At 67.7% G+C, this 15,211-nt stretch carries 16 protein-coding genes; 9 read left to right on the top strand and 7 right to left on the bottom strand.

Features of this window, described 5'->3' with window-relative positions; genetic code table 11:
- Positions 1-4: 4 nt before the first annotated feature.
- Positions 5-1,207 carry a CaiB/BaiF CoA transferase family protein gene (locus ACJ7Z0_RS18580; protein WP_434791014.1) on the bottom strand — a complete coding sequence of 401 codons (1,203 nt, stop codon included), beginning with the start codon at positions 1,205-1,207 and terminating at the stop codon, positions 5-7.
- The gene (locus tag ACJ7Z0_RS18575; protein ID WP_434791013.1) at positions 1,200-2,138 is read right to left on the bottom strand and encodes a hydroxymethylglutaryl-CoA lyase; all 939 of its coding nucleotides are present in this window, start codon (positions 2,136-2,138) and stop codon (positions 1,200-1,202) included. Before ACJ7Z0_RS18575 ends, ACJ7Z0_RS18580 begins: the two co-directional genes overlap by 8 nt.
- A gap of 114 nt (positions 2,139-2,252) precedes the next feature.
- Between ACJ7Z0_RS18575 and ACJ7Z0_RS18570 the strand changes: the two genes are divergently transcribed.
- Together ACJ7Z0_RS18570 and ACJ7Z0_RS18565 are read left to right on the top strand one after the other, a co-directional pair.
- Positions 2,253-2,993: an IclR family transcriptional regulator gene (locus tag ACJ7Z0_RS18570; protein WP_434791012.1), complete on the top strand. Its 741-nt coding sequence runs from the start codon at positions 2,253-2,255 to the stop codon at positions 2,991-2,993.
- A 229-nt stretch (positions 2,994-3,222) separates the two neighbouring features.
- Entirely contained in the window at positions 3,223-5,397 is a 2,175-nt protein-coding gene (locus ACJ7Z0_RS18565; RefSeq protein ID WP_434791011.1) for a malate synthase G, read from the top strand.
- 54 nt (positions 5,398-5,451) lie between these two features.
- Here ACJ7Z0_RS18565 and ACJ7Z0_RS18560 read toward each other — a convergent pair whose 3' ends face one another.
- The 3 genes from ACJ7Z0_RS18560 to ACJ7Z0_RS18550 all read right to left on the bottom strand — a co-directional run bounded on the left by ACJ7Z0_RS18560 (position 5,452) and on the right by ACJ7Z0_RS18550 (position 6,775).
- On the bottom strand, positions 5,452-6,249 hold the full coding sequence (locus ACJ7Z0_RS18560; protein WP_434791010.1) for a hypothetical protein: 798 nt from the start codon (positions 6,247-6,249) through the stop codon (positions 5,452-5,454).
- A 2-nt stretch (positions 6,250-6,251) separates the two neighbouring features.
- Positions 6,252-6,470 (bottom strand): hypothetical protein, encoded by a 219-nt coding sequence (locus tag ACJ7Z0_RS18555; protein ID WP_434791009.1) that lies wholly within the window; start codon positions 6,468-6,470, stop codon positions 6,252-6,254.
- A 113-nt stretch (positions 6,471-6,583) separates the two neighbouring features.
- Positions 6,584-6,775, bottom strand: coding sequence for a hypothetical protein (locus tag ACJ7Z0_RS18550; RefSeq protein ID WP_434791008.1), 192 nt, complete (start codon positions 6,773-6,775; stop codon positions 6,584-6,586).
- A gap of 93 nt (positions 6,776-6,868) precedes the next feature.
- Between ACJ7Z0_RS18550 and ACJ7Z0_RS18545 the strand changes: the two genes are divergently transcribed.
- Positions 6,869-7,441, top strand: coding sequence for a fasciclin domain-containing protein (locus tag ACJ7Z0_RS18545; protein ID WP_434791007.1), 573 nt, complete (start codon positions 6,869-6,871; stop codon positions 7,439-7,441).
- Between the two features lie 37 nt (positions 7,442-7,478).
- On the opposite strand, the gene ACJ7Z0_RS18540 is transcribed toward ACJ7Z0_RS18545, so the two are convergent.
- On the bottom strand, positions 7,479-8,405 hold the full coding sequence (locus ACJ7Z0_RS18540) for a LysR substrate-binding domain-containing protein (protein WP_434791006.1): 927 nt from the start codon (positions 8,403-8,405) through the stop codon (positions 7,479-7,481).
- 82 nt (positions 8,406-8,487) lie between these two features.
- On the opposite strand from ACJ7Z0_RS18540, the gene ACJ7Z0_RS18535 reads away from it, so the two are divergent.
- The 6 genes from ACJ7Z0_RS18535 (at position 8,488) to ACJ7Z0_RS18510 (ending at position 13,733) form a co-directional block, all read left to right on the top strand.
- Positions 8,488-8,811: a DUF2917 domain-containing protein gene (locus ACJ7Z0_RS18535; RefSeq protein ID WP_434791005.1), complete on the top strand. Its 324-nt coding sequence runs from the start codon at positions 8,488-8,490 to the stop codon at positions 8,809-8,811.
- Between the two features lie 130 nt (positions 8,812-8,941).
- Positions 8,942-10,120 (top strand): acetyl-CoA C-acetyltransferase, encoded by a 1,179-nt coding sequence (locus tag ACJ7Z0_RS18530; RefSeq protein ID WP_434791004.1) that lies wholly within the window; start codon positions 8,942-8,944, stop codon positions 10,118-10,120.
- A complete protein-coding gene (locus tag ACJ7Z0_RS18525) occupies positions 10,120-10,926 on the top strand; it encodes an enoyl-CoA hydratase-related protein (RefSeq protein WP_434791003.1) in 807 nt (268 codons plus the stop codon). The genes ACJ7Z0_RS18530 and ACJ7Z0_RS18525 overlap by 1 nt, the downstream gene beginning before the upstream one ends.
- A 99-nt stretch (positions 10,927-11,025) precedes the next feature.
- Positions 11,026-12,189 carry an acyl-CoA dehydrogenase family protein gene (locus tag ACJ7Z0_RS18520; RefSeq protein ID WP_434792686.1) on the top strand — a complete coding sequence of 388 codons (1,164 nt, stop codon included), beginning with the start codon at positions 11,026-11,028 and terminating at the stop codon, positions 12,187-12,189.
- Positions 12,190-12,237: 48 nt separating this feature from the next.
- Complete coding sequence (locus ACJ7Z0_RS18515) at positions 12,238-13,494, top strand: 6-phosphofructokinase (protein ID WP_434791002.1); 1,257 nt, start codon at positions 12,238-12,240, stop codon at positions 13,492-13,494.
- A complete protein-coding gene (locus ACJ7Z0_RS18510) occupies positions 13,494-13,733 on the top strand; it encodes a cysteine-rich CWC family protein (RefSeq protein WP_434791001.1) in 240 nt (79 codons plus the stop codon). Before ACJ7Z0_RS18515 ends, ACJ7Z0_RS18510 begins: the two co-directional genes overlap by 1 nt.
- Here the strand turns inward: ACJ7Z0_RS18510 and ACJ7Z0_RS18505 are convergent.
- Positions 13,724-15,118: a zinc-binding metallopeptidase family protein gene (locus ACJ7Z0_RS18505; protein ID WP_434791000.1), complete on the bottom strand. Its 1,395-nt coding sequence runs from the start codon at positions 15,116-15,118 to the stop codon at positions 13,724-13,726. The two genes, ACJ7Z0_RS18510 and ACJ7Z0_RS18505, sit on opposite strands and share 10 nt — an antisense overlap.
- Positions 15,119-15,211: the final 93 nt, after the last annotated feature.

Here is a 15,211-nt window from a genome sequence, read left to right as displayed (position 1 = left end):
GGGTTCAGCGGGCGACGCCGGCCCTGCGCGCTTCGAAGGCGGAAATCTCCTCGTCGCTGTAGCCCACCTCGCGCAGCAGCTCGCCGGTGTGCTCGCCGATGTGCGGCGGCTGCATGCGGATGCCCGGGCGCTCGCCACCGATCGTGAACGGCATCAGCGGCACCTTGGCCATGTCGCCGTCGTTCATGCGCACGGGCGCGAGTCCGCCGGTAGCGTTGAGGTGCGGGTCGTCGAACAGGTCCTGCGGCTTGGTGATGGGCGCGAAGGGCAGCTCGTTCTTCTCGAACACCGCGCTGAGCTCGGCCGCGCTGTAGCCTGCGAGGTGCGAGCGCAGGATCGGCATCATCCAGTCGCGCGCGAGCACGCGGTCGTTGTTACTCTGCAGGCGCGGATCGGCCAGCATCTCTTCCAGGCCGAAGGCCTTGCAGAAGATGGCCCACTGCTTGTCGCTCACCACGGCGAGGAAGATCTGCTCGCCGTCCTTCACGGTGAACACGTCGTACACCGCCCAGGCCGAGATGCGGCTGGGCATCGGGTCGGCCGCCTTGCCGGTCGCGGCGAACTGCATCATGTGCTGCGCCACCAGGAACACGTTGTTCTCGAACAGCGCGGACTGCACCTCGCAGCCCTTGCCGGTGAGCTCGCGCTGGCGCAGCGCGGCCATCGCACCGATGGCGCCGAACATGCCGCCCATGATGTCGTTGACGCTGGTGCCCGCGCGCAGCGGGTCGCCGGCGCGGCCGGTCATGTAGGCCAGGCCACCCATCATCTGCACCACCTCGTCAAGGGCCGTGCGATGGTCGTACGGGCCCGGCAAAAAGCCCTTGTGGCTCACATAGATGAGGCGCGGGTGGAGCTTGGCGAGCGTCTCGTAGTCGAGCCCCAGCTTCTTCATGGTGCCGGGCTTGAAGTTCTCGCTGACGATGTCGGCGGTGGCGACGAGGCGCAGCGCGGCCTCCACGCCTTCGGGCGATTTGAGGTCGAGCGCGATGCTTTTCTTGTTGCGGTTGAAGGTCGGGAAGAAGCCTGCGCCCGAGCCGAGCAGGCGGCGCGTGCTGTCGCCCTCGATGGGCTCGACCTTGATGACTTCGGCACCCAAGTCGGCCAGCAGCAGGCCGCAGGTCGGGCCCATGACCATGTGGGTGAACTCGACGACGCGAATGCCGGCATAGGGCAGAGGATTTGGCAAAGCTTGGGATTCAACCATGTGCAGAGGTTTCCTGTTGGACAAAGCCCTTGGGCAGGCCGGCTTCGGGCGTCATGCCATAGACCGGTTCGCCGGGCAGGCCGGCCATGAGCGGCGCACGCGCCGCGATGAGTTTCTGGATGTCGATGCCGGTGCGCACGCCCATGGCCTCGAACATGAACACGAGGTCTTCGGTCACGGCATTGCCCGAGGCGCCCGGCGCATAGGGGCAGCCGCCGAGGCCGCCGAGCGAGGCGTCGAAGGTGCGCACGCCTTCGTCCCAGGCGGCAAGGCAGTTGGCAATGCCGAGGCCGCGCGTGTTGTGCATGTGGGCGGCGCCGGCGTGGCGGCCGAGCTCGGCGCGCAGCCGCTTGAAGAGCCGGCGCACCTGCGCGGGGTTGGCATAGCCCACGGTGTCGGACAGGCCCGACTCGTCGGCACCAGCCTCGATGCATTGCGCGGCCAGGCGGATCACGTCGTCTTCGGGCACCAGCCCCTGCAGCGTGCAGCCGAAGGCGGTGGAGATGCCGGCTTCGAGCTTCACACGCGGCGCGATGGCGCGGCGCAGATCCGAGATGGCACGCACTTCATCGACCATTTCGGTCGGCGTCTTGCGCACGTTGGCCAGCGAATGCGCCACGCTGGCCGACACCGGCATCGTGAGCTTGTGCACGCCGGCTTCGAGCGCCGCCTCTGCGCCCTTGCGGTTGGGCACCAACGCCATCACCACGAGGCCGGGCAGCGTGACGGCGTGGCGCACCACCTCGGCGGCGTCGGCCATCTGCGGCAGCAGCTTCGCCGGCACGAAGGACGCGACCTCGATCTCGCGCACACCAGCGGCGTAGAGCGCATCGATCCAGCGCAGCTTGTCGGCCGTGGGCATGGTGGCCTTGACCGACTGCAAGCCGTCGCGCGGGCCGACCTCGCTGATGAGGACGTCGGGGGGTGTCATCGGATTTGTCTCCTTGCAGGATCGCTTGACTGTTCTATCTTACAGAACTATATTCCGTTAAACAGAATTAGACCGTCGATCCACAAGGCTGTCAAGCCGATCCCTTCCCTTCTCATGCCCCGCAAAGCCCAAGCCGAATCCGTGTCCGACCTCAACGCCGCCCCCGGGGGTGCCGCCGCGGTCGACCGCGCGCTGAGCCTCCTCTCGGCCTTCCAGCCCGGCGACGAGGCGCTGTCGCTGGCGCAGTTTGCGCAGCGCACGCAGCTTTACAAGAGCACGGTGCTGCGCCTCCTGGCGTCGCTGGAACATGCGCGGCTGATCCGCCGCCAGGAAGATGGCCGCTATGCGCTGGGCGCAGAGGTCGCGCGCCTGCATGGCCTGTATGCGGCGTCGCTTTCGCTCGACCGCGTCGTGCTGCCGGTGCTGCGCGCGCTGGCCGCCGCTACCGGCGAGAGCGCGGCCTACCACGTGCGGCAGGACCAGGGCGAAAGCTGGGTTCGGCTGTGCCAGTTCCGCGTCGATTCGTCGCACGTGGTGCGCGACCACGTGCGCGCGGGCGACGTGCTGTCCAACGACCGGGGTGCCGGGGCGCGGGTGCTGATCGCCTTCGGGCCGGAGGCCGAGCGGCCGAGCGGCGGCAGGGAACGCAAGCTGTACGACACCATTCGCGCGCAGGGCTACTGCGCATTGGTGGGCGACCGCACCGCCGAGCTGGCAGGCATTTCGGCGCCGGTGTTCCATGCCGACGGCCGCCTGGCCGCGGCGCTCACGCTGACGATGCCCACGCACCGCTACGACGAGCGCCACATCGAGCCGGTGCGCGCCGCGGCACGCGAACTCAGCAGCCTGATCTGACACCGGAATGCAGGCAGCCTCCTGCGATTACCTTCATTTTTGTCACCGATAAATCCCACTTTCGGCCCTTACTCACCGACAAAGTATCGAATAAAGTCACTGCATCGAAGACTCCGGGCCGATCGCATCGACAGCAGCCAGTACGAATGCGCTCGTGTTCTTCTTCTGACAGACACCGTCCCTCAACTGATCCAGCATCCGAATTGCACCGCTTTCCAGGAGAAAAAACATGACCGCCCGCACCACCGCCCACGGACTCCAGGTTGCGACCGAGCTCCACCGCTTCATCGAAGACAAGGTCCTGCCTGCCAGCGGCGTGGCGAGCGACGTCTTCTGGAAGGGCTTCGACGCCATCGTGCACGACCTCGCGCCGAAGAACGTCGCGCTGCTGGCCGAGCGCGACCGCCTGCAGACCGAGCTCGACGCCTGGCACAAGAAGAACCCCGGCCCGATCACCGACATGCCGGCGTACCGCGCCTTCCTCGAGAAGATCGGCTACCTGCTGCCTCAGCCCAAGGGCGCGAAGGCCACCACGGCCAACGTCGATTCCGAACTCGCCTTGCAGGCCGGCCCGCAGCTGGTGGTGCCCATCCTCAATGCCCGCTACGCGCTCAATGCCGCCAACGCGCGCTGGGGCTCGCTGTACGACGCGCTGTATGGCACCGACGCCATTCCCGAAACCGATGGCGCCGAAAAGGGCAAGGGCTACAACCCCGTGCGCGGCGCCAAGGTGATCGAGTTTGCGCGCAACGTGCTCGACCAGGCCGCGCCGCTCGAAAACGGTTCGCACAAGATGGCGACCGGCTACAGCGTGAAGGACGGCCAGCTGCACATCGCGCTGCAAAGCAGCGGCACCGCGCTGCGCGATCCCTCCGCCTTCGTCGGCTACCAGGGCGACGCGGCATCGCCGTCGTCGGTGCTGCTGAAGCACAACGGCATCCACCTCGACATCCGCATCGACCGCACCACGCCCATCGGCAAGGGCGACGCGGCGGGGGTGAGCGACCTCGTGCTCGAAGCCGCGCTCTCGACCATCCTCGACCTCGAAGACTCGGTGGCCGTGGTCGATGCGGCCGACAAGGTCATCGCATATGCGAACTGGCTCGGCATCGTGCAGGGCACGCTCACCGAAGACGTGGCCAAGGGCGGCAAGACCTTCACGCGCGGCCTCAACCCCGACCGCGAATACACCGGCGCCGACGGCCAGCCCGTGAAGCTGCACGGCCGCTCGCTCATGTTCCTGCGCAACGTGGGCCACCTGATGACCAACCCTGCCGTGCTGTATGCGGACGGCAAGGAAATCCCCGAAGGCATCCTCGATGCCGTGGTGACGACCACCATCGCGATGATCGACCTGAAGCGCAAGGGCAACTCGCGCACCGGCAGCATCTACATCGTCAAGCCCAAGATGCACGGCCCGGCCGAAGTGGCCTTTGCGAGCGAGCTGTTCGGCCGCGTCGAGCAGTTGCTCGGCCTCGCCGCCAACACCGTGAAGCTCGGCATCATGGACGAGGAGCGCCGCACCAGCGTCAACCTCAAGGCCTGCATTGCCGAGGCCGCCGCGCGCGTGGCCTTCATCAACACCGGCTTCCTCGACCGCACCGGCGACGAGATGCACACCGCCATGCACGGCGGCCCGATGATCCGCAAGGGCGACATGAAGTCGAGCGCGTGGATCGGCGCCTATGAAAAGAACAACGTGCTGGTCGGCCTCTCGTGCGGCCTGCGCGGCAAGGCCCAGATCGGCAAGGGCATGTGGGCCATGCCCGACCTGATGGCGGCCATGCTCGAGCAGAAGATCGGCCACCCCAAGGCCGGCGCCAACACCGCCTGGGTGCCCTCGCCCACCGCCGCCACGCTGCATGCGCTGCACTACCACCAGGTCAGCGTCACGGCCGTGCAGCAAGAGCTCGAGAAGATCGACGCCGATGCCGAACGCGACAACATCCTGAACGCGCTGCTGCAGGTGCCCATCGCACCGCAAGCCAACTGGACCGACGCCGAAAAGCAGCAGGAGATCGACAACAACGTGCAGGGCATCCTCGGCTACGTGGTGCGCTGGATCGACCAGGGCGTGGGCTGCTCCAAGGTGCCCGACATCCACAACGTGGGCCTGATGGAAGACCGCGCCACGCTGCGCATCTCGAGCCAGCACATCGCCAACTGGCTGCTGCACGGCGTGGTGACCAAGGCGCAGGTCGACGAGACCTTCCAGCGCATGGCCAAGGTGGTCGACGAGCAGAACGCGGGCGACCCGGTGTACCAGCCGATGGCCGGCCGCTTCGACACCTCGGCCGCGTACAAGGCGGCGCAAGACCTGGTGTTCAAGGGCATCGAGCAGCCGAGCGGCTACACCGAGCCGCTGCTGCATGCATGGCGCTTGAAGGTGAAGGGCGAAGCCTGAAGCCACCGCGCCGATGACTGAATGAAAGCCGGGCTCCTGCAGCCCGGCTTTTTTTTATTCGAGCGCCCGGTCGCCGAGACGGGCCCGCACCTCGCGGCGGCCGAGCTGCCGCTTGGCCGCCGCGTACACGTCGCCGCGCCCGTACATGCCGACGTGGGTGGGCAGGCCCGGCGCGGGACGCTGGGTTGCGCCACTGCGCGTGACGAGGCAGCGGCGCAGCACGTCGTAGCATTTTTCTTCCGGCTTCGCGCCGCCCGACCTTTCGGGAAACGCGGCGAGCGTGACCTCGAACCAGCAGCCGTCCAGGCGGTGCCACTGCGTGGCCTCGTCGATCACGTGATAGACCGCGTAGGGCGTGTCACCCCGCCGCTCGGCCCAGCTGCCGTAGCGTGCCTTTCGCGCCGCACGCGCCTCGTGCAGCCGCCGGTTGGGCAAGAGGATGCCCGTGAGCGGGTGCACGAACAACTCGACGCGTGCAGCTTCGCCGAGCGGCACGCGGCCACCGCGCCCCCACCGGGACTCGCTCACCCACACCTCGCAGCCTCGCATCGCAGCGTCGCGCGCGACGAAATCGTCGATGTGCTCGAAGATGTGCGCCTGCACCGTGCTGCGGCGGTCGATGCCGCTGCAGAGCTCCGCATACACCTTGTCCCACGGCCGGTGCACCTGCTTGTGCAGCCAGCGCTTCAGGGGTGCGAGGTTCTCGTTGAGCCACTTCGGATGGCCATAGCCCTGCGTCATGCCCAGGTGCGAACCGCGTTCCCTGCTGTTGCGCCACTTGCGCCCGTCGCCCTGCACACCGCCGCCTCGGCGCGGCCGCTCGACGATGACTTTGTCCATGTCTTCACGCATGGTCAGCCCTCCCGCCCGAGGCTTCGCGCTGCCTTCTGCAATGCGACCTTCTGCGCACGCCGCTCCGCGCGGTGCGTGCGCAGGTGGCGCCCTGCGCCCTGGCTCGATTCGCGGTGCGCCATCGCGGCCACCACAGGATTGCGCGGCGCCGCGGACGGCACCGAAAAGTAAAACCGGCCCAGGCGCTTCTGATCGTCGCGGGCCTTTCGTTGAGCACTCATGTGCGCACACTCCAAAAACAAAAAGGCCCCGGCGAATGGCTGCGCGGGGCCTTTGTCGATGGGCCTCGGCGGATGCGTGGATGCACATCCGGCCGGGGCGGTCGGTGTGCGGGTCAGGTGTTCAGAAAACGGTTCATTGAATGCAGTTGTCGCCCAGGAGGTTGGTCGTCGCCAGGCGCGGATGGAAAACTGTTGCTGAAAAACGAAGGGCGGATTCTGGCGAGCACGCGCGCGGTGCGCAAGCGGCGCGTGAATGGCTGTGGCGCAAAGCCGACGCGGATGCGTTCGCGAATCCAATCGCGCATTCGCTCCGTATGGGTGTTGAGCGCATCGCGCTTCCGAACTGTCGGCGGTCGCCGCAGAGGTCTTTCGAGAACATTCTTACCAGGAGCCTTTCAATGAAAAAACTCGTGATTGCAGTGGGCGTTTCGGTCTTGCTCGGCGCTTGCGCGGGCGGCATGGGCATGAGCGGCAGCAACGCCACGGCGCCCCACCCCATGGTGGGCGGCGCCGCGATGCTTCCGACAAAAGACATCGTCGACAACGCCGTGAACTCGAAGGACCACACCACGCTGGTCGCCGCGGTGAAGGCCGCGGACCTGGTGGGCACGCTGAAGAGCCCCGGTCCCTTCACCGTGTTTGCGCCGACGAATGCGGCCTTTTCCGCGCTGCCGGCCGGCACGGTCGACACCCTGCTCAAGCCCGAGAACAAGCCCACGCTCACCAAGGTGCTGACCTACCACGTGGTGCCCGGCAGGATGGACGGTGCGGCCCTCATGAGCGCCATCAAGGCAGGCGGTGGCAAGGCCACGCTGAAGACCGCGAGCGGCGGCATGCTGACCGCGACGATGAGCGGCAGCAACGTGATGATGAGCGATTCCAAGGGCGGCACGGCGACGGTGACCATCGCCAATGTCTACCAGTCGAACGGCGTGATCCACGTGGTCGACAAGGTGCTGCTGCCGGGCTGAACGTTCTCCCGCAGGAGGCTTTGCGCGGCGGGCCTGGTCAGGTTCGCTGCGCCGCCTCGGCTTCGTCGCGCAGCCACTGCGCGAACTCCTGCGCATCGCGGTTGCCCGCTGCGCGCCGCGAGGTTTCGATGAAGTAGCCGCGATGCGAGGCCACGCCTTCGCCAAGCGGCGCCACGAGCCGCCCGCCCTGCACCAGTTCGCGCAGCAGCGGCAGCCGGCCGATCACCACGCCCTGGCCCGCCACCGCGGCGGCCACCGCATCGGCGTACTGGGTGAAGCGCAGCGTGCTCTTCATGCGCAAGTCGTCCAACCCCATCACCCGGAGCCAGGGCTCCCAGTCAACGGTGGGGGCCTCGCCGTGGTCGGGGTATTCCACGGTCAGCAAGGTGAGCTTCGAAAAATCCGATGGCTCGCGCAGCGAGGCGGCGAGTTGCGGTGAACACAGCGGGATCACCGATTCCTCGAACAGCGCCGGACCGATGCCGCGGCCGATCGGCACGAAGCGCACCGCCAGGTCGATGCGGCTGCTCTCCAGGTCGAGCACGTCCAGCGTGGCCGACACCCGCACGTCGACCTGCGGATGGCTGACGGTGAAGCGTGCCAGCCTCGGAATGAGCCAGAGCGAGGCGAAGCCCGGCGTGCTGGTGATCGCCACCTGCCGCGGCGCGGAACTGGCACGCACCCGCGCCGTGGCATCGCGCAGGCGCTCAAGACTGTCGGTCACGGCCCGCTGCATGACGCCGCCGGCCTCGGTGAGCGCCAGCGCGCGGTGGCGCCGCTCGAACAGCAGCACGCCCAGGCTGGCTTCGAGCTGCTGGATCTGCCGGCTCACGGCCGACTGGGTGAGGTGCAGCTCGCCGGCCGCCAGCGTGAAGCTCAGCCGGCGCGCCGCGGCCTCGAAACTGCGCAGCAGATCGAGCGGCGGAAGTTCGCCGGTCGGCGTTTTCGCATTCTCTGGATGCATGCAACGAGTTCCGAATGACCGCGTGTAAGAGGGAGGTCAACTCACTATATTCATTCGTATCACGAATGCAATGGAGCTTGCCATGAGCACCCACCCGAACCCTTCTTCCCGTTTCCACGTCAGCCTGCCGACCCGTTCCATCTTTGCCGTGCCCGACGGCGCCGGCGTGGGCATCGAATGCCGCAGCGGCTCGGTCTGGGTCACGCTCGACCGCGACCCGCGCGACATCGTGCTGGCGCCGGGCGAACGCTTCGAGGGCACCGAACACCGGCGCGTGCTGGTCTCCGCGCTGGAGGCTTCGTGCATCACCGTCTCGGACGCGCAGCCCGCGGCCATGCCGCTGCCGGCGCCGGCAGGCCGCCGGTCGCCTTGGCGACTGCGGCCTCTCGGGTTGTCCCCGGCTTGACCTGAAGACCCCCGGCATCGAACCTCGATGCCATGGACTTTCCACGCACCGAACGCCGCCGCCCCGATGGGCGGCTTTTTTGCGTTGGGAGCGCGGATCCGGCTGTTTTCTTATCGAGAAGGACATGACCATGGCAGAGGCATACATCGTGGCCGCCGCGCGCACGGCCGGCGGCCGGCGCGGCGGCAAGCTCGCGGGCTGGCATCCGGCCGACCTGGCGGCGCAGGTGATCGACGCATTGATGGCGAAGAGCGGCATCGACCCGGCGGCGGTGGAAGACGTGATCCTCGGCTGCGTGAGCCAGGTGGGCGAGCAGGCGACCAACGTCGCGCGCAACGCGGTGCTGGCATCGAAGCTGCCCGAATCGGTGCCGGGCACCTCGGTCGACCGGCAATGCGGCTCGTCGCAGCAGGCGCTGCACTTCGCGGCGCAGGCCGTGATGTCGGGCAGCATGGACGCGGTGATTGCGGGCGGCGTCGAAAGCATGACGCGCGTGCCCATGTTCACCCCCAACGCGCTGCCAGCCAAGGCGGGCCTGGGCACCTACATGAGCCCGGCCATGAAGAGGCGCTACCCGGGCGTGGAGTTCAGCCAGTTCGCGGGCGCCGAGATGATCGCCAGGAACTACGGCATCGAGAAAGAAACGCTCGATCGCTATGCGCTCGAAAGCCACCGCCGCGCGATCGTCGCGAGCCGCGAGGGCGCCTTCGACGACGAGATCGTGCCGATCGAGATTCTCTCGGCCGATGGCACGGGCACCGGCGAACGGCACGCGGTGGACGAAGGCATCCGCTTCGACGCCACGCTCGAAGGCATCGCGGGCGTCAAGCTGATTGCCGAGGGCGGGCGCTGCACGGCCGCCACCGCGAGCCAGATCTGCGACGGTGCGAGCGGCGTGCTGGTGGTGAACGAACGTGGCCTGAAGGCCCTGGGCGTGAAGCCGCTCGCGCGCATCCACCACATGAGCGTGATGGGGCACGACCCGGTGATCATGCTGGAAGCACCGCTGCCCGCCACCCTGCATGCGCTGAAAAAGGCCGGCATGCGCATCCAGGACATCGACCTCTATGAAGTGAACGAGGCTTTCGCGCCCGTGCCGATCGCGTGGCTGGAGGCGCTGGAGGCCGATCCGGCGCGGCTCAACGTGAACGGCGGCGCCATTGCGCTCGGCCATCCGCTGGGCGCCTCGGGCACCAAGCTCATGACCACGCTGATCCACGCACTGGGCCGGCGCGGCAAGCGCTACGGCCTGCAGACGATGTGCGAAGGCGGCGGCATGGCCAACGTCACCATCGTGGAAAGGCTCTGATGAACACACAACAGCCTTATGTGCTCTACGAGCTGGCCGACGGCATCGCCACGCTCACGCTGAACCTGCCGGCCAAGCTGAACCCGATCGCGCGCGAACTGCAGATCGAACTGCGCGACACGCTGGAGCGCATCCGCGATGACCGCGCGGTGCGCGTCGTGATCCTGACCGGCGCCGGCAAGGCCTTTTGCGTGGGCGCCGATCTGAGTGCGATGGCGCCCGCAGACGAAGGCAAGTCGCTCGGCACGCAGACGGCGGAGTGGATGCAGTCGCTCAGCAACCCGCTGATCGAAACCCTGCGCACGCTGCCCGTGCCCGTGGTGGCCGCGGTCAACGGCGCCGCAGCCGGCGCGGGGGTGGGCCTGGCGCTTGCGGCCGACGTGACGATTGCCGCGCGCAGCGCCTACTTCTACCTGCCCTTCTTGCCCAAGCTCGGCATCGTGCCGGATCTGGGCTGCACCTGGGCCATTCCGCGGCGGGCCGGCAGGGCGCGCGCCATGGGCATGGCGCTGCTCGACGAGCGCCTGAGCGCGGGACGCGCGGTGCAGTGGGGCCTGATCTGGGCCTGCGCCGACGACGAGCAGCTGCTCGACGAAGCACGCGCGATCGCAGGGCGGCTCGCACGCCTGCCGGCGCATGCGGTGCTGGAAGCGCGCGAAGCCTTCGAGGCCTCCGAACGCCACACGCTGAAGGAACAGCTGCACTATGAAAGCGAACGCCAGCGCGAGCTGATCGACCGCCCCAGCTTCCGCGAAGGCGTGAGCGCGTTCCTGCAGAAGCGGCCTCCGGTCTTCGAGAGCCGGTGACATGCGCCCCCACGCTCGTCACTTCGTGTATTCGCTGCCCCCCGAGGGGGCGCAGGCCTTCCTTGGGGCGGCCCGGCGGAAAGCCTGAGCACCATGACCCTGATCCAACGCACGCTTTTCGACGCCGACCACGAAGCCTTTCGCGACAGCTTCCGCCGCTTCATGGACAAGGAAATCGCGCCCTTCCACGAGGCGTGGGAGGAGCAAGGCTACGTGGACCGCGCCGTCTGGTCGAAGGCCGGCGAGAACGGCTTTCTCTGCATGGCGCTGCCCGAAGAATATGGCGGCGCGGGCGCCGACCTGCTCTATTCGGTGATCCAGTTCGAGGAACTCTGGGCGCGCGGCTTCACGGGCATCGGCTTCGGGCTGCACAGCGAGATCGTGGCGCCGTACATCCTGCGCTACGGCACCGAGGAACAGAAGCAGCGCCATCTGCCCAGGCTCGCGAGCGGCGAGATGGTCGGCGCCATCGCAATGAGCGAGCCCGGCGCGGGCAGCGACCTGCAGGCGGTCAAGACCAGCGCGTTGAAGCAGCCCGACGGCAGCTACCTGCTCAACGGCAGCAAGACCTTCATCACCAACGGCTGGCATGCCGACCTCGTGATCGTGGTGGCCAAGACCGACCCGGCCGCCGGCGCGAAAGGCACCAGCCTGTTCCTGGTCGAGCGCGGCACGCCGGGCTTCGAAAAGGGCAAGCGGCTCAAGAAGCTGGGGCTGAAGGCGCAGGACACTTCCGAGCTGTTCTTCAACGACGTGCATCTGCCGGCCGATGCGCTGCTCGGCGATGCCGCGCAGCTGAACCGCGGCTTCGTCTGCCTGATGGAGCAGTTGCCGTGGGAGCGGCTGCAGATCGCGATCAGCGCGGTGGCCGCATCGCAGGCCGCCATCGACCAGACCGTGGCCTATGTGAAGGACCGCAAGGTGTTCGGCCAGCCGGTGGGCAACTACCAGAACACGCGCTACACGCTGGCCGAGCTGCAGACCGAGGTGCAGGTGGCGCAGGTGTTCGTCGACAAGTGCATCGAGCTGCTGATGGCCGAAAAGCTCGATACCGCCACTGCCAGCATGGCCAAGTACTGGACCACCGACCTGCAGTGCAAGGTGATGGACGAATGCGTGCAGCTGCACGGCGGCTACGGCTTCATGTGGGAATACCCGATCACGCGCGCGTATGCCGACGCGCGGGTGCAGCGCATCTATGGTGGCACCAACGAGATCATGAAGGAAGTGATCACGCGCTCGATGGGGCTCGGCGGGCGCTGAAACCGAGGGGCACTGGCGCCCGGCGAAGGGCTGCGGGAGAATGGCCGCATGCCCATCCTCAACGCCTTCTACGCCCAGTCGGGCGGCGTCACCTCGGTCATCAACGCGTCCGCCTGCGGCGTGATCGAGACGGCACGAAAACACCCGGACCGCATCGGCCAGCTCTATGCCGGGCGCAACGGCATCATCGGCGCGCTGACCGAAGACCTGATCGACACCGGCGCCGAACCGGCCGAAGCCATTGCGGCGCTGCGCACCACGCCCGCGGGCGCTTTCGGCTCATGCCGCTACAAGCTCAAGTCGCTCGAAAAGAACCGGCGCGAATACGAGCGCCTCATCGAGGTGTTCAAGGCGCACGGCATCGGCTACTTCTTCTACAACGGCGGCGGCGATTCGGCCGACACCTGCTTCAAGGTGAGCCAGCTGTCGCAGTCGCTCGGCTATCCGCTGCAGGCCATCCACGTGCCCAAGACCATCGACAACGATTTGCCGCTGACCGACTGCTGCCCCGGCTTCGGCTCGGTGGCCAAGTACGTGGCGGTGTCCACGCTCGAAGCCTCGTTCGACGTGCGCTCGATGGCGGCCACCTCGACCAAGGTGTTCGTGCTCGAGGTGATGGGGCGGCATGCGGGCTGGATTGCCGCGGCGGGCGGGCTGGCGGCGGACCACGGCATTCCGGTGGTGGTGCTGTTCCCCGAGATCGAATTCGACAAGGCCCGCTTTCTCGCGCGGGTCGATGAGCTGGTGAAGCAGCACGGCTACTGCTCGGTGGTGGTGTCCGAGGGCTGCCACTACCCGGACGGCACCTTCCTGGCCGAGCAAGGCACGCGCGACGCTTTCGGCCATGCGCAGCTCGGCGGCGCCGCGCCCGTGGTGGCGCAGATGGTCAAGGACGCGCTGGGCCACAAGTTCCATTGGGCGGTGGCCGACTACCTGCAGCGCGCGGCACGGCACATTGCCTCGGCCACCGACGTGAAGCAGGCCTACGAGTTGGGGCAGCGCGCGGTCGAGCTCGCGCTCGAAGGCCGCAACGCGGTGATGCCGACCATCGAGCGCACCTCCGACGCGCCCTATGCCTACCGCATCGGCAGCGCGCCGCTCGATGCGGTGGCCAACGTCGAGAAGCCGATGCCGCGCGACTTCATCTCGGACGACGGCTGGGGCATCACCGACAAGTGCAGGCTCTACCTGCTGCCGCTGATCGAGGGCGAGGATTACCCCGCCTACCGCAACGGACTGCCGGTGTACACCACCTTGCGCAACGTCGCCGTGGCGAAGAAGCTGCCGGTTTTCGAGCTCGCCTGATGCGCACGGTAGCCGCCCTGGACACCATCGACGCCACGCGCTGTCCGCTGTGCGGCGAAGAAAACCGCTGCGCCATGGAAGTCGCGCGCGAAACCGGCCAGGCGCAACCACCCTGCTGGTGCATGGCGACCGACTTCCGCAATGCGCCGCTCGCATCGCTGCCGGCAGCATCGCGCGGCAAGGCCTGCATCTGCGCCCGCTGCGCCGCGGGAACGCCTGCCGCCGCGTCTCAGGACTGAGCGGGGTTCTGCTGCTGGCCTTGCGCCTGTGACTGCCCCTGCGCCGGGGCAGGCCCGGCGGCCGGCGCGGGAGGCTCGGGCTGCGGCGGAAGCGGCACGTCCGGAGCGGCCGCGGCCGATACCGTCGTGTCGCGCTGCTGCGTGACCACGCAATGGATGAACTGGAGCTTGCCCACGGCCGCGCGCGGCAGCACGAAGGGGTAGTAGTCGGGCTGCCCCATGCTGCGTGAGAGTTCGTTGAGCACGTTGGTGAGCAGCACCCAGCCGTTGAGAAAGTCCAGGAACTTGGTCGCGCCGGGGTGCTCGGGCTGCCATAGGTCGTCGGTGGAGAACAGGTCGCTCGCGAGCTCCACGTTGGTGGCGTCCACGCCAAAGCTCATGGCCGTGTCGGTGGTGTCGGCCATGTGCAGGTAATGGGCCCAGGTTTCGGCCCAGTCTTCCCACGGATGCATGCTCGCGTAGCTGCTCACGAAGCGGTTGAACCAGTCGGTTGGGGGGCCCTGTTCATAGTGCGTCTGCAGTGCCGCGGTGTAGTCGGCCCGCTCGTCGCCGAAGAGCGCGCGAAACTCCTCGAGCCAAGGCGTGGGCTGCACCAGCAAGTCCCAGTAGTAGTGTCCGATCTCATGGCGGAAATGGCCGAGCAGCGTGCGGTAGGGCTCGCGCATCTCGGCCCGGATGCGTTCGCGCACCGCGTCTTCGGCCTCTTCGGCGTTGAGGGTGATCACGCCGTGTTCATGCCCCGTCATCACATGCGGGGCGCCCGGCATGTTGCCGAGAAAGTCGAACGCCAGGCCGTGCACCGGATCGGCGTGGCGGCTGACCACTGGCAGCCCGAGCGCCAGCAACTGCGAGATGAGCCTGCGCTTCGCGTGCTCGAGCTTGCGCCAGAGTTCGCCGTTCCGTTCCACCGACAGATCGGGAATGGTGCGGGTGACGCTGCAGGACAGGCAAAAGCCGGGCGCGAGCCCGTCGGTGTTGAAGGCAGGGTCGTCGCCTTCGCGCGGGGCCGGCACCATCCAGTTGCAGCTGGCGGCGGTCAGGAGGTTGGCGCAGCGGCGGTATCTCTTGCCGTCCGGATTGCCGAACACGGTGAAGGTGTCGGGCTCGACGGCTTGGCCTTCGCTCTCGCTCTCCCCCTCGCCCTCGCCCTCCGTTCGGGCTTCGGCCTCGCCCTGGACCGGCGACAACGGCACCACGCCGAGCCGGTCGATCACATACCCGAGCGGCGTGTGGCAGGCCAGGCACTGGCTGTTGCGCAGGAACACCGGACGCCCGCACTGGCAGCGGTAGGCGCGGCTGACGGTCGGCGCCGCAAGCTCGGACGCGAGGTTGGGCGCCGCGACCGGATCGGAGGCATTGGCTGGAGCGCCGGGTCGAGGGTTCATGTCGTTGTTCTGAGGGGCAAGGCGGGACAGCGCATGCATTGTGGAGCGGCCGGGCGCATGCCTCGCCGCGCAAAGACCGATATGCTTGTAGGA

It is taken from the genome of Variovorax palleresanus (assembly GCF_051144945.1).
In the GTDB taxonomy this organism is placed as follows: domain Bacteria; phylum Pseudomonadota; class Gammaproteobacteria; order Burkholderiales; family Burkholderiaceae_C; genus Variovorax; species Variovorax paradoxus_S.
The sequence above is the reverse complement of the archived record's forward strand: the minus strand, read 5'-3'. Positions and strand labels throughout refer to the sequence as shown.

Coding starts and splice junctions, on each gene's coding strand:
- ACJ7Z0_RS18580 (WP_434791014.1), bottom strand. CDS start 1,207: ATGGTTGAATCCCAAGCTTTGCCAAATCCTCTGCCCTATGCCGGCATT.
- ACJ7Z0_RS18575 (WP_434791013.1), bottom strand. CDS start 2,138: ATGACACCCCCCGACGTCCTCATCAGCGAGGTCGGCCCGCGCGACGGC.
- ACJ7Z0_RS18570 (WP_434791012.1), top strand. CDS start 2,253: ATGCCCCGCAAAGCCCAAGCCGAATCCGTGTCCGACCTCAACGCCGCC.
- ACJ7Z0_RS18565 (WP_434791011.1), top strand. CDS start 3,223: ATGACCGCCCGCACCACCGCCCACGGACTCCAGGTTGCGACCGAGCTC.
- ACJ7Z0_RS18560 (WP_434791010.1), bottom strand. CDS start 6,249: ATGCGTGAAGACATGGACAAAGTCATCGTCGAGCGGCCGCGCCGAGGC.
- ACJ7Z0_RS18555 (WP_434791009.1), bottom strand. CDS start 6,470: ATGAGTGCTCAACGAAAGGCCCGCGACGATCAGAAGCGCCTGGGCCGG.
- ACJ7Z0_RS18550 (WP_434791008.1), bottom strand. CDS start 6,775: ATGCGCGATTGGATTCGCGAACGCATCCGCGTCGGCTTTGCGCCACAG.
- ACJ7Z0_RS18545 (WP_434791007.1), top strand. CDS start 6,869: ATGAAAAAACTCGTGATTGCAGTGGGCGTTTCGGTCTTGCTCGGCGCT.
- ACJ7Z0_RS18540 (WP_434791006.1), bottom strand. CDS start 8,405: ATGCATCCAGAGAATGCGAAAACGCCGACCGGCGAACTTCCGCCGCTC.
- ACJ7Z0_RS18535 (WP_434791005.1), top strand. CDS start 8,488: ATGAGCACCCACCCGAACCCTTCTTCCCGTTTCCACGTCAGCCTGCCG.
- ACJ7Z0_RS18530 (WP_434791004.1), top strand. CDS start 8,942: ATGGCAGAGGCATACATCGTGGCCGCCGCGCGCACGGCCGGCGGCCGG.
- ACJ7Z0_RS18525 (WP_434791003.1), top strand. CDS start 10,120: ATGAACACACAACAGCCTTATGTGCTCTACGAGCTGGCCGACGGCATC.
- ACJ7Z0_RS18515 (WP_434791002.1), top strand. CDS start 12,238: ATGCCCATCCTCAACGCCTTCTACGCCCAGTCGGGCGGCGTCACCTCG.
- ACJ7Z0_RS18510 (WP_434791001.1), top strand. CDS start 13,494: ATGCGCACGGTAGCCGCCCTGGACACCATCGACGCCACGCGCTGTCCG.
- ACJ7Z0_RS18505 (WP_434791000.1), bottom strand. CDS start 15,118: ATGAACCCTCGACCCGGCGCTCCAGCCAATGCCTCCGATCCGGTCGCG.